This window comes from Methanobrevibacter sp. (assembly GCF_036307625.1).
GTDB lineage: Archaea > Methanobacteriota > Methanobacteria > Methanobacteriales > Methanobacteriaceae > Methanocatella.
Genome location: NZ_JAXJXF010000164.1, coordinates 1 through 13,635 on the forward strand (window position 1 = coordinate 1; position 13,635 = coordinate 13,635).

At 33.3% G+C, this 13,635-nt stretch carries 14 protein-coding genes; 2 read left to right on the plus strand and 12 right to left on the minus strand.

Annotated features, from left to right (window positions below; translation table 11 throughout):
• Window positions 1–86: 86 nt before the first annotated feature.
• Entirely contained in the window at window positions 87–1,310 is a 1,224-nt protein-coding gene (locus UIB65_RS10330; RefSeq protein WP_330041499.1) for an MnmC family methyltransferase, read from the plus strand.
• Here the strand turns inward: UIB65_RS10330 and UIB65_RS10335 are convergent.
• The 8 genes from UIB65_RS10335 to UIB65_RS10370 form a co-directional block, all read right to left on the minus strand.
• The gene (locus UIB65_RS10335) at window positions 1,295–3,184 is read right to left on the minus strand and encodes an Ig-like domain-containing protein (protein WP_330041501.1); all 1,890 of its coding nucleotides are present in this window, start codon (window positions 3,182–3,184) and stop codon (window positions 1,295–1,297) included. The genes UIB65_RS10330 and UIB65_RS10335 overlap by 16 nt on opposite strands.
• Window positions 3,185–3,571: 387 nt before the next feature.
• Window positions 3,572–5,356: a glutamine--fructose-6-phosphate transaminase (isomerizing) gene (gene glmS / locus UIB65_RS10340; RefSeq protein ID WP_330041503.1), complete on the minus strand. Its 1,785-nt coding sequence runs from the start codon at window positions 5,354–5,356 to the stop codon at window positions 3,572–3,574.
• A 4-nt stretch (window positions 5,357–5,360) separates the two neighbouring features.
• Complete coding sequence (gene cobA / locus UIB65_RS10345) at window positions 5,361–6,077, minus strand: uroporphyrinogen-III C-methyltransferase (RefSeq protein WP_330041505.1); 717 nt, start codon at window positions 6,075–6,077, stop codon at window positions 5,361–5,363.
• Between the two features lie 9 nt (window positions 6,078–6,086).
• A complete protein-coding gene (gene purQ, locus UIB65_RS10350; RefSeq protein ID WP_330041507.1) occupies window positions 6,087–6,731 on the minus strand; it encodes a phosphoribosylformylglycinamidine synthase subunit PurQ in 645 nt (214 codons plus the stop codon).
• Window positions 6,732–6,741: 10 nt separating this feature from the next.
• The gene (gene purS / locus UIB65_RS10355; RefSeq protein ID WP_296804227.1) at window positions 6,742–7,008 is read right to left on the minus strand and encodes a phosphoribosylformylglycinamidine synthase subunit PurS; all 267 of its coding nucleotides are present in this window, start codon (window positions 7,006–7,008) and stop codon (window positions 6,742–6,744) included.
• Between the two features lie 9 nt (window positions 7,009–7,017).
• Complete coding sequence (gene purC / locus UIB65_RS10360; RefSeq protein ID WP_330041511.1) at window positions 7,018–7,749, minus strand: phosphoribosylaminoimidazolesuccinocarboxamide synthase; 732 nt, start codon at window positions 7,747–7,749, stop codon at window positions 7,018–7,020.
• An 89-nt stretch (window positions 7,750–7,838) separates the two neighbouring features.
• Window positions 7,839–8,123 (minus strand): hypothetical protein, encoded by a 285-nt coding sequence (locus tag UIB65_RS10365; protein WP_330041513.1) that lies wholly within the window; start codon window positions 8,121–8,123, stop codon window positions 7,839–7,841.
• Entirely contained in the window at window positions 8,120–8,437 is a 318-nt protein-coding gene (locus tag UIB65_RS10370) for a hypothetical protein (protein ID WP_296804222.1), read from the minus strand. Before UIB65_RS10370 ends, UIB65_RS10365 begins: the two co-directional genes overlap by 4 nt.
• Window positions 8,438–8,518: 81 nt before the next feature.
• Here UIB65_RS10370 and UIB65_RS10375 point away from each other — a divergent pair, with 81 nt between their 5' ends.
• Window positions 8,519–8,743 carry a hypothetical protein gene (locus UIB65_RS10375; protein ID WP_296804221.1) on the plus strand — a complete coding sequence of 75 codons (225 nt, stop codon included), beginning with the start codon at window positions 8,519–8,521 and terminating at the stop codon, window positions 8,741–8,743.
• A gap of 14 nt (window positions 8,744–8,757) precedes the next feature.
• Here UIB65_RS10375 and UIB65_RS10380 read toward each other — a convergent pair whose 3' ends face one another.
• From UIB65_RS10380 to UIB65_RS10395, 4 genes are all read right to left on the minus strand, one after another.
• On the minus strand, window positions 8,758–10,245 hold the full coding sequence (locus tag UIB65_RS10380; protein ID WP_330041515.1) for a sodium-dependent transporter: 1,488 nt from the start codon (window positions 10,243–10,245) through the stop codon (window positions 8,758–8,760).
• A 192-nt stretch (window positions 10,246–10,437) separates the two neighbouring features.
• A complete protein-coding gene (locus UIB65_RS10385) occupies window positions 10,438–11,253 on the minus strand; it encodes a DUF4422 domain-containing protein (protein ID WP_330041517.1) in 816 nt (271 codons plus the stop codon).
• Between the two features lie 94 nt (window positions 11,254–11,347).
• Window positions 11,348–12,361 (minus strand): glycosyltransferase family 2 protein, encoded by a 1,014-nt coding sequence (locus tag UIB65_RS10390; protein WP_330041519.1) that lies wholly within the window; start codon window positions 12,359–12,361, stop codon window positions 11,348–11,350.
• Window positions 12,362–12,421: 60 nt separating this feature from the next.
• Window positions 12,422–13,429 (minus strand): glycosyltransferase family 4 protein, encoded by a 1,008-nt coding sequence (locus UIB65_RS10395; RefSeq protein ID WP_330041521.1) that lies wholly within the window; start codon window positions 13,427–13,429, stop codon window positions 12,422–12,424.
• Window positions 13,430–13,635 lie beyond the last annotated feature (206 nt).

A 13,635-nucleotide genomic window follows, 5' to 3' on the forward strand; every position in this document is an offset into this window, starting at 1 on the left:
ACATGAAAATATTATCAAAATCAAATTTTAATCAATTCCAACTTCAAAGATAAATATTAAAAAAAACAAAATTTTCTATTGATAAAATGAGTTATGAAGACAATGCCAGAATAATAAATGATGATATTTTCGATTTAGTAAATTCATGTTTTGATTTGGAAAAAAGTAGTCGAAATAATGAAGGAAGGGTTAATTTTTTTAATACTTACAAAGATTATTTTGTTTTAACAGATGATGGATCCTATTCTATTAACTCAAAGGAAATAAATCATAAAATTGAAACATTACATACATCTACCGGAGCAATAAGTGAGTCATTTGAAAAATTTATCAAACCGATGAAGTTCAGCTATGATGAGGACATTGCGATTCTGGACATCTGTGCCGGACTCGGCTACAATTCATCAGCAGCAATAGATGACTTTTTAAAACATGAAACAGACTCAAAACTTTCAATAGACATGGTGGAAATATCCCATGCAACACTTGCATGCGGCCTTTTGGTTCCTTCACCAATCAAGGCACACGACATTACCAAAAAGGCAATTGAAGATGAACTCATAAAACAGGATTATGCAACATTGAGCCTGGAGACTGCTGAAATTCCCGAAAATATTGACATCAGCGTCTACATTGAAGATGCAAGACAAACCGTCCAAAAACTTGAAGATGACACCTACGATGCAATATTTCTGGATCCTTTTTCACAGAATATGGCTCCGGAATTATTTTCACTCGAATTTTTCAGACAATTCAGACGAGTCATAAAAGATGACGGGATTGTGGCAACCTATACTTCCTCAGCACCTGTCAGAGACGCATTTATCGAATCCGACTTTTACATAGGCCAAGGTCCGATATTTGGAAGAAAACAGGGAGGAACACTGGCAAGTCCAAATCCACTGATGCTCGATACTGCACTTCCGAAAAATGATGAAATAAGAATTGCACTGTCCGATGTCGGAATTCCATTTAGAGATCCTAACCTAAACAACAGCGGAGATTACATACTGGAAAAAAGAACAGAGGAAAGACACGAAGCACGCCACAACACAAAAATTTCATCAGCAGTTAAAACACCAATATTTCTAGCATGCGAAATGGATGACGAAAAGCTAAAAAGACGTGTGGAACGCAATCTGGCGAAAATGAACATACCGTCAACAACTTCCGATGAAGCATTTTACATCGTTGAATGTGAAAACAGCTATTCAAAAAAACAAGACGAAAAAAACAATTCAAGAAATAGAATTCTAGATATGAAAGAAAAATTAAAAAAAGTTAAATCAGGAAATTATGTCAAAACATAATTTCCACTTTTTAAAGCATATGCTTCTTCTTTTGAGGACTTATGAGGGCCATCAATAACTTTTAAGTACATTGGATTACTCCAAACATGCTCATGACCGAATATTGAGAAGTCACAGTCACAATCATCACAGAAAATATTTCCTTCTGCACTACCGGTTTCATATCTTCCGGTTCCAGGGAAAATTCCCCCATCACCATATTCATTGCCTGCCCAGAAAATGCTCCAGTAAAGATTATGGCTGCCACAGTATGGACAAGTCCTTTCAAACAAGGTTTTATAGAAAGTATAACCGTATTTGGATTCTTCACCAACAGCAGATGGTCTACCAACCACCAAAAGCATAGATCCGTCTTCGGAAACACCGTTCTCATCAAATTTAATACCTTTAATAGGACCGTTTACATTGACATTACAGGTTTTAGTGTATCCTGTACTTAAATCCTTACAGGTTATTTTGTATTTACCCTCTTTTAATGAGAATGTTAAGCTTGCAACACCTTTGACATTGGTTTTAACAGTGTGTGTTTTACCAGCAAGTGTCATTTGCATTTTTGTGTTTTTTGCAAGGCTACCGTCCTGATTTAAAAGGGTGGCAGTATAAGTTGTTTCTGAGTTCTCATAAGTATTTTTGGTATAAGCCAATATGGAAGCCAATTTTACATTTACTGCGGTTTTGATAGAATGACCAGTGTAAGGGTCCACGGATGTGAATTTGTAAGTTCCCTTATTTAACTTGAAATTAACACTAGCGACTCCATTCGCATCAGTTTTACCGGTTTTTTTGACTCCATTGACATAAACATATACTTTAGCGTTTTTGACTAATTTCTCATTTTTATAAAGTTTAACTTTAAATGCAGTGGTTTTATCTGAAAATGTTGAAACTTTGCTAGCAGATAAAGTTGACAAAATTGTTACATTCCTACCCACTTTTTGACCGGTTTCAGGGTTTATTGAAACCATTTTAAATATTTGTGGTGTGGAAATAACCGTAATTGATGCAACACCTTTTGAATTTGTTTTAACATTGAAATATTCTCCTTTACGGTAAAACTTGATATATTTGTTTGCCAATGGCTTTCCATCCTTACCGTAGAAAGTTGCTGAGAATTTTTTAGAACTTGCATAATGTTTTACAAGGTTTGATGCAACAACAGAATGTTTTACAACAATCTTATTTGATATTGAATATCCGTTAGGATGAATCGCATAAATAGTGAAAGTACCGACTTTCAAATCAGAAATACTGAATGATGCAACACCCTTAGCATTTGTTTTTTTGGTATAGGTTTTGCCATTTACCTTGAATTTAACATTTTTATTGGCCAATGGATTGCCTTTACCGTCTAAAAACTTAGGAGAGTATTTAGCAGTACTTTTATATGTTGTAGTAACATCCTTGCCAGAAACGATTACTGGCAACACTTTAATATTATTTTTAATATTGATTTGATCGTAAGTGGTAGAAACAACATATTTTCCAACTTTCAAATTAATTGGAAGGGACACTTTACCTAAATTATTAGTGACCTTATTATAAGTAACACCATTAAGAACTATTGATAATGATGCGTTTTTAACAGGTTTTGAATTTTTTAGCAAAGTAACGTCATATGAAGATCCGTTCTTGTAATACATCTTCAAATCGTTACCACTTAACTCATAATCTCCAGCGGCCTTTTCAAGATTGTCATTAGTTACTCCAATAGTATTATTATTGGAAACATCCTGAACAGCACCCGAAGGAGGTTCTTCATCGACTTCCCCTGCAATCACATCATCAGTAGTATTTGACTCCACAGCAGCAACTGCAGAAATTGACAACATGAAAACAAGAGTTATCAAAAATATTTTAATTTTATTATTAAACATAACGTTAACTCCATCTAACATTTTGTTCGTACATAATCATAAGTCACTTTTCTTATAAAAAGCTTTTGTTTATGAAAAAAAGCATAAAAAAGCTTAATTTATAAAAAATAAGCACAAATATTCTTATAAATGAAATAAAAATATTAAAATAAGTAAAAATACTATCAAAAGACAAAATTTAATTAAAAACCAATAAAGTTATATCAATTTTATTAAATAAAAGTAATAAAAAATTGTAATCCTTAAACCAGAAAACTAATAAATATATAACTTTAAAATATAAAAGAAAAGAATTAACTTATTGAATTATTACAAATAAGTGATTAAATTCCTTGAAATTAAAATTAAATGAAAAAAATAAGGAATAGATAAGATTTTGAAAAAACCTTATTCTACAGTCACACATTTTGCCAAATTTTTCGGTTTGTCCGGGTCATGACCCTTTTCAACTGTAATGTAATATGCAATCAACTGCAATGGCACGATATAAACCAGAGGCGCAATAATCTCCTTGACATCAGCATTGATTGGAATAACCGTATCCGCCTTGGCCTTAAGTGATTCATCATTGCCAGCACCAATGGCAAGTACATTAGCTCCACGTGACTTGACTTCCTCCAGATTGCTCATGGTTTTTCTGTAGTTGTCTCCAGGAGGTATAACCACCACAACAGGTATTCCTTCATCAATCAAAGCTAAAGGACCATGCTTTAGTTCTCCTGCAGCATAACCTTCACCATGAATATAAGTAATTTCCTTAAGTTTCAATGCTCCTTCCAAAGCTGTCGGATAAGAATAGCCTCTTCCAAGATAGAAGAAATCACGGGCATAATTGTATCTTTTGGAAATTTCCTCGATAAACTCAATGTCATCAAGTGTCTCATCTATGAAGTCGGGAACCTTTTCAATTTCTTTTAGAAGTTCAATGTTTTTAGAAAGCAAAGCGGCAAACAAATAGATTGAAGTAAGTTGAGCCACATAAGTTTTTGTTGCTGCAACTCCAATTTCAGGACCTGCCTGAGTTTGAATTACATATTGAGCCCTTCTTGTAATGGATGAACCTGCAACATTCACAATACCCAATGTTTTAGAGGTCTGATTGGCAACATCCAATGCCTTAAGGGAATCTGCAGTTTCACCGGATTGGGAAATAAATATTACCAATGTCTGATCATTCAATGTATTTGCAGAATACTTGAACTCGGAAGCAAGAATAACATCAGTTGGAACACCTGCAAGTGATTCTATCAGATATTTTCCAGTCAAAGACGCATGGTATGATGTTCCGCATGCCACGAAGCATATCCTTTGAATATCACCAACATCATCAATGATTTCCTGAATATTATCCTTTTGTGTAAGAGTATTTCTGACTGCTGTTGCCTGTTCATTGATTTCCTTAATCATGAAATGATCATAGCCTTCCTTTTCGGCCATTTCAGGTGTCCAGTTAATTGTATCGATTTCCTTGTTGACCACATTATCGAACTCATCATGTACAACAACCCCATCCTTATCCAAAATAACTATTTCGCCTTTTTCAGGATATATTATATCCCTTGCATATTTCAGGATAGCCGGAGAATCGGATGCGAGATAATAGCCTGCCTCACCGATACCAACAATCAATGGTGAATCCTTACGTGTTGCAACGATTTTATCGGGTTCACTCTTGCTTATAGCAGCAATTGCATATGCTCCTTCAATGACATCGATTGTTTTTCTCACAGCATGCTCCAAATCAAACTTTTCACCCATAAACTTTTGAATGAGATGAGGAATGACTTCAGTGTCAGTATCTGATTTGAACACATGTCCTTCAAGAGTCAGTTTTTCCTTAATTTCCAAATAATTTTCAATGATACCGTTGTGAACAACAGCTATTGTATTATCCTCATCAATATGAGGGTGTGAATTCAATTTTGAAGGGTCTCCATGAGTCGCCCAACGAACATGAGCAATACCGAAATTGCCCGGCATGTCTTTCAGGTCCAATTTTTTATCGACTTCATCAATCTTTCCCTTGTCTTTTTTAATATGTAAAGCATCATCTGCAAAGGTAGCCAGACCTATTGAATCATATCCCCTATATTCCAATTTGGAGATACAATCAAAAAGAATCGGCGCTACATCATCCTCCTCTTTTAATATACAACCTACAATTCCACACATCTAATCACCTTTGATAATCGTAAATATCCTTGTAAAGATTTACAACATCCCCTATTATTAAAATAGCTGGAGTGTTAATCTTTTTATCTGAAATATCACCCAATGTTCCAAATACGACATTCTCATCTGGAAGAGTTCCGCTTTCAACCACACAAACCGGAGTTTCGGGTGAACGATACTTCATTATTTCAGAAGTATTCTCTTTTATATTTCCAATCCCCATCAATATAATTAGGGTATCGGCAGTATAATCCCAATGAACCTGGCTTTCAGGCTTTGTTGGGTCTTCATGTCCTGTAACAATAGTAACTGAAGTAGCTACTGCACGGTGAGTTACCGGTAGTCCTAAAGAAGTTGGCGCTCCAATTGCTGAAGTTACACCAGGAATTACTTCAAATTTGATATCATGTTCCATTAAAGCCAATATTTCTTCTCCGCCACGACCAAACACAAAAGGGTCTCCCCCTTTAAGGCGAACTACATTTTCATGATTTTGAGCCTGCTCAATAATCAGTTCGTTGATTTGGTCCTGTGTTTTATAATGCTCCCCTGCTTTTTTGCCGACATATATTTTTTCTGCATCTTCAGGAGCGTGTGCCAATATTTCTTCATTGGCCAGATAATCGTATAAAACAACATCAGCCTTATTCAATGCTTTCACTGCTTTAAGAGTTATTAAATCAGCATCTCCAGGACCTGCACCAATTAAATAAACTACCATTATATCACTTTATAAAAATCCCTTAAAGAAGTTCAAACCATCATCAGAACCGAAGAGTTCTTCGCAAGCCCTTTCAGGGTGAGGCATCATAGCACAGACCAGACCGGATTCATCACATACACTTGTAATGGCTTCCATTGATCCGTTAGGGTTTTTTCCTTCAAACTGCAATACGATTTGGTCCTGGTCTTTTAAAAGGTCAATGTCTTCTGTATAAAATCTTCCTTCAGCATGAGCAATAGGAAGGGATATTGTCTGATTGGTTTTGAATGCTTTTGTAAAAGGTGTTCTGGAGGTAGCGACTTTCAAGTCCACCCATTCACAGTTGAATTTCGGATATTCATTTGTTATGAAAATACCTGGAACAAGACCTATTTCGCCTAAAATCTGAGCTCCGTTACAAATTCCCAAAACCGGCTTTTCCTCTTTAACCAATTCTTTGATTCCATCAATTACCGGTGTAATTGAAGCCATTGCACCAGCCCTCAAGTAATCACCATATGAAAATCCGCCAGGAATGACAATGCCGTCAAAATCAGTCAGCTTTTCTTCACTCCACCAAACATACTCGGGAGTGAGGCCGGCCAATTCGATAGCTTTTGCAACATCCCTGTCGCAGTTTGTTCCCGGAAATCTAATTACTCCAATTTTCATTTGAATCCCCCTATTTGCCACAAGCCATATTCTGTGGAATAACATTAATCTTATAGTCATGAATTACAGGATTACAGAGCAGTCTTTCACACATGTCTGTGACATTTTCTCTGATTACTTCCCTGTCTTCGCCTTCCATTTGGAATTTAATGGTTTCAACGGTTTTGACATTGTTTACATCATAACCGAGTAATTCAAGAGATCTTTCGATTGTTGTTGCTTCAGGGTTTAACATACCGCTTTTAAGAGAAATTTTAACTTCAATATCAAATAACATCCACATCACCTAAAAATCAAATTTTTCATCGTCGGGAATAATTCTGTTGTATACTTCCACATAAGCATCCATAACTTCGCTGTCCTTACCTTTTCTAAACAGTTCCTTGTCAAGCATTTCCAAGGTTTCGCTGTCCCATAATCTGCATCCGTCAGGAGATATCTCATCGCCCAAAAGGATTTCGCCATCCTTGTCCTTACCGAATTCGACTTTGTAGTCAACCAGAATAATTCCTGCATCTTCGAAGAATTTGGTTAAGATTTCATTGATTTTTAAAGCCCTTTCAGTTAGGATATCGATTTCTTCCTGGCTAGCTATTCCCAATGCTTTTATAATGGAATCATTAAGCATAGGGTCATGATATTCATCATCTTTAAAGTCCATTTGCACTATCGGAGGATCCAGCTTGGTTCCGTCTGCAATAGGATATTTGCGCACAAGACTACCTGTTGCTATGTTTCTTACAATCACTTCAATCGGAATCATTTCAAGCTTTTTTGCAAGCATCACATTAGGTTCCGGCAAGTCAATGAACTGAGTCCTGACACCGTTTTCCTCAAGGACCTTGAAGATTTTGGAAGAGATTATTGCATTGTATGAACCTTTCTTGTTCATTACCTCTTTTCTTTCACCATCACCAGCAGTCATATCGTCTCTAAACTCGATAATGACCGCATTTTCATCGTCGGTAGTGAATACGCTTTTCACTTTTCCACTGTTAATTAACTCTTTTTTGTCCATGATATCAACAAAATTATTAAATTATTATATTATAATTTTTGATTAAAATATTATATAAAAGTAGTTAAAAAATAAGAAAAAATAGCGGTTTACAACTCATTGATATAAGTTACATCACCCTTGTTCTGGCCGAACTTCATTCCGTTCAGATTGCCGTTGGGCAATACTGACATTATGGTCAGGGGAAATTCATCCTCAGGCCTTATGAACATCTGGTGGGTGACATCCTGGCGGGTTGTAACCTCTATTTTATATGTATCGTCTGTTTTTTCAAAATCGCCATCCAAAAAGACCTCATTGAATGGCTGTTCTAAAAGATAATCGGGAAGATTATCTTCAATATTGAAATAATCAAGCAAGTCCTTTAAAATCAATCGAAATCCCCTTTGTTTAAGCTTGCCTGATCAGAATCATAGGAAGAACCTATCAGTTCGCCGGTTTTAGAATCATACTGGCGAAATCCCCCATCGCCGTAGGAAACCTGCCTGTAGGAACCGCTTCCGGCCTGACCGTTTTCTTTTACTTCCTCTTTTACAACATCAGAAGATCCACTATTACTTACTTTATCCATAACCTTATTCACTGCAGAGTCCCCGTCATGGGATTCCATGAATTTATATGCCACAGCGCCACCGCCGATGACAAGTATTCCTGCAAGTATCACTATTGCAAGTATAAAGCCTTTCATATTTTCACCTCTAAAAAAAATTTTTCGCTAATATAGTATGAACAAAAGTTATAAAAATACTTTTCTATAATATATATTATTATGGATATGAAAAATACAGTGATTCTTTTGATATTCCTGCTTTCAGTCGTAGGGTTGATGATTGGAGTCTCAAATACATATGACAACTCAGCACTGAACCTTGATGAATATGATGAGATAATCACTGAACATGACAACGGAACTATTTTTATACATCTTGAAAAAAAAGAAAATGACCCAAGTTTAGTCGATAGAGTATCCAATATAGGCAAATCTAATTTTTAAAAAAAAAGAAAGGATTAGACCCTTTCTTCAGTATCATCCCAATCAGGATTTTTAGCAGGCAAAATAGTGAATATTCCTGTTGCAATTAAAAGCATCAAAGCTGTAACGATTGTAAAGTTCAGCTGATCCATAGTTCCTGCATTGATAACATCAATCAGCCCTCCAATCCAGATGATTGAGATGAAAATCGGAAGGATATACTTAACAATTACCAGCCACCATTTGCCCAGTTTGATTGTTTTAGACCTTGAATTGAGAAAATCAATGAGTTTTTCAGCTTTAAATATCCATGCAAATATTATGCACTCTAAAATCACACCGAAAAGCAGTGCAATCTGATTGATGAATGTATCCACAAACCCAAGCAGTTCCCCACCGTAGGCGGTGGCGTAAATCATTGATAGTGCTGCACCAACAATTACCAGTATTGTCATTGTCCTGGACCTTGAAAGGCCAAACTTGTTTTGAATGGAAAATGACAAGGGTTCGACAGTTGACAATATGCTTGTAAGCCCTGCAAGATAAACTGTCAAAAAGAACAAGGGTCCTAAAACGTAAGCCCACTGACCCAACACATTAAATACTGTAGGATACACTACAAATACAAGGCCTGTTCCCTGAGTTACAAGGTCTGCAACCGCTGTTCCTGACTGAAGTGACATGTATCCTAAAATTGAGAAAACACCTAAAGCGGCGAAGTTTTCAAAAAGTGAATTTGCAAGAGCAATTGAGATGGTATTTGTAATCAAATCAGCATCATCGCTTGTATAACTTGCATATGTAAATGCTATTGACATTCCCAAGCTTAATGAAAATACAATCTGTCCGAATGCCGCCATCCATATTTCAAAGTGTGTCAAAAGTGACCAGTCAGGGTTGAAAAGTTCTGCAAGACCTATTGAAGCTCCAGGCAAAGTCAGAGAGACTCCAACGATGATAACCATAATTAGAAACAGTGCAGGCACCAGAATCTTTGAAACCTTACCTAAACCTTCTTCCAAATCCCTGTGAGATATAAACCAAATTATTACCCAACCTACAAGCATTGCAACAGCAATAAGTGGAATGAAATGGGTCAAACCGGACATTGACTCTGAGGATTGAAGAAGAGTGGTTGCAAAGAAGGTATCCGGGTTTGCGCCCCAACCCTTGGTGAAACTCAAAATCATGTAAATTCCATCCCAGCCAAGAATAGCTGAGTAATAAATCATAATCATAAAAACAGCAACCGGCAAAAGCCAGCCCAAATATTCCCAATTGGAGTGAATCTTCCTTATTGCCTTTGGAAAGGAAGACTTAAAATTATATCCGACACCATACTCCAGAATCAAAAATGGAATTCCCATCAAAAGAATCGCCACGATGTAAGGGATGTAGAATGCTCCCCCACCATTGGAGTAAAGTACATACGGATATCTCCAAATGTTTCCAAGTCCAACGGCAGAACCAATCATTGCAAGGATGAATGACAGGTTGCTGCCCCATTCATTTTTATCTGCCATAATTTTCATTTTCCTATATTTATACTAAATAACTTTGTAGTTAAAGGCTTAAATATGTTTAGATAGAAGAAAAAATGAAAATTATTAAGAAAAATTGCAAAATACCGAATAAAACAAGGATAAACAAAATAAATTTTATAAATATCAAAAATATATTGCAAAAATTATGAAAAAACTTAGTTTAAATAAGTTTTATTTTTTATTTCTATTCGAAAATTCGTATTTAATTTGAGTAAAAAACTTAAATAACGGAATAACAATTGAGAATCTAAAACCGATTACATAAATCAATGGAATTTTACGATCACTGATTAATATCGGTTTTTCCTTAACTTTTAACTGATTTTTTTTAATATATACATTGATTAATCTTTCAGACAGAAATCCTAAAATTCTTCTTTGGTTTTCAGGATATTTTTCAAAATCAATTTCAGACTCCATCTTTTTTAAAATATCAAAAACCCATTCAAAATAATCATCGGCCAGCTCCTTTCTACAGATAAACATGTTAAACCAATAACATGTCTTTTCATTTAACATTTCATCATAAAATGGAAGATAGTCCGGATAATCTTTTTTTAAAATATTTCTTAATTTGCAATAGTCTTCAATATAAGGACCATAATCAAGATATTTCCTTGTCTTTTTGATGTCATCGACATTTGACATGCCCATGCGAACCCTATTCGGCATGATAATGTCGTAATCCTTTAGAATTTCCTCAATGTCCTTTCTTTCAAGTATCTTCAAGGAAATGTTTTTGGCAAAATATCTTCTGTAATGGCAAAATCCAATGATGTCTGCATCTGAATTCTTCCATGCCCAATATTCACCTGTCATTTCAGCATAATATTTGTTTAAATCTGAGATGTTGTCTCCAGAGTCATCCCTCAAATAGCCGAAATCATCATCATGTAAAATAGCTCCACTTAAAAGAGGAACATAAACCTCATTTTGAGGCAATTCAAATTTTTTATGAGTTAAAACAAATATTTCAATTTTATTCATAATATCGCCAATTAAATTTTAATATTATAAAAATTTATCTAAGGGATAACAAATTTTTCGTAAATCTATTCATTAAAAAAATTTAAAATAAATTTTATAATACATTTCTACTCCTTAAAATATCTAATATCTTTTTTATTATCCTTAAAAATTTAAATATAACTATTAAAAGAGAAAATTTTCTTTTTAATAACAGTTTATTACAAAATGTTGCCCATGAATGATTTAAAGATGAATTAAATCCTATTTTATCTTCAAAATCATATAATTTTCCTAAAAGACACCTTTGATGAGATGATAAAATAATTCTCAATATTGTTAATTCAATCCTATCTTTAAATAAATAAACAGCATCAACATCTTGATATTTTTCTTGAACTAAACTTAATAGGTCATAATAAGAATTTATGAATCCTAATGTACTTTTAGATGAAAAATATGATAAATTTTCGCCATCCCTATGATGTTTATACCCATAATAATTAATATAAACTAAATCATTTGCATAATAGTAATAATTAAATATAAATTGAGAATCTTCATTCAACCTATCTTCAACAAAGAAAATGTTATTTTTCAATAAAATATCTTTTTTAAAAATCTTTGTCCATATTGTTACGTCAGAAATATTTTTAAATTTATCTAATTTAATTAATTTCCCATAATCATGTTTTGAATCTACTTCCGAATCAATTTTTGAATAAGAATTTACCTTTGTAACCATATTATTTTCTAAAATTGAAAAATTAGTAGAAACAACATCACAATTTAAATTTTTGATAGTATTATATATTGTTTCACAAAAATCAACTTCATACTCATCATCGTTATCTATAAACATTATATAATCTGCAGAAGCATTTTTTATGCCAATATTTCTCCCATAACCTGGAAATCCATGATTAATTTGTGAATAAAAAGAGACTATATTTGGAAATTTTTCTGAAAATTCTTTAATAATATCTTTTGATGAATCTGACGAATTATCATCAACTAAAATTAATTCAATATTATCAAAACCTATTGTTTGATTTATAATTGAATTTATAGTTCTTTTTAAATATTTATCAGCATTATATATTGGCATTATTATAGAAATAAGGTACATATCTATCACATTAATATCTATAAAAATTTATTAAAAAATCTGTTTATTTTCAAAAAAATATTATCCATATAAAATATCATTGTATAATTTATAAATTTCATCAGCATTTTTTTCTGAAGACATATTTTCAAACATATATTTACGACCAGATTTAGCAATTTCTTTAGATCTACTTTTATTTTCAATAGCTAAAACAATTTTATTATATAAATCTTCACTATTTCCTTGATTATACAAAATACCAGTTACACCATCATCAATTAAATCTTTTGTTCCGGCAGTATTTGCACCAATTACCAAATTACCGGATAACATTGCTTCAACAGTAGTTCGTCCAAAAGCTTCCCACTTTGTACACATGCAAAAAATATCGGATTTATCTAAAAATTTACTAACATTCTTTTGATAACCTTCGAAATTAAAATTTGACATTCCAACATTATAAAAAGCATTTTTAATATCATTAATCACTTGCTTTTCACCCGACCCCACAATTGAAATTTCAATATTTTTAAATCCATTTTCATACAATTTAATACATGCATTAGTAAAATCATAAATTCCTTTGTATTTAGCAATATTTCCTATAAATATTAAACGAACAACATTTTCATTGAAAATTTCTTTATTAGGATTGTGAAATTTATCAATTTCCACCCCATCATAAATTGTTATTAATCTCTCCAAATCTATCCATTCACTATATTTTTCCTTAACACTATCGGAAATTGCAATAACTTTATTTGATTTATTAATCAATTTATTTCCTTGTTTCCTATCCCACATAGTATTATTTTGACCTTCTTCAAGTAGTTCTCTAATATGCCAAACAAATGGAATGTCCTCTCTTAAAGCAGCAATTGCACCAACATAAGAATAAGATGAATTTATATGGAGAATATCAACATCATTTACTGAAATAAATTCACATATTCTATTAATCGCACTTTCATTAATGAGTTTTTTATCGGATATCTCTTTTTGACATTTTTCATCTCGTTCTCGAGATAATTCAATCCCCCAACCAAAAGAATTAATAATCATATTAGGAATATTTTTCTCATCCAATAATGATTTACCATTACCAAAATAGGGCAATATTACAAAAACATCGACATTATGCTTGTTAATTAAAAAATCACACAAAGAAATTAAACACAAAAATGCTCCTGAAGATCTATTGTTATCTGATGAAATAAATAAAATGCGTGTATTTGATTTTCTAGGAAGTGTCGGAATTCTATGAATATTAATATTTCTGGTCAAAACACAAG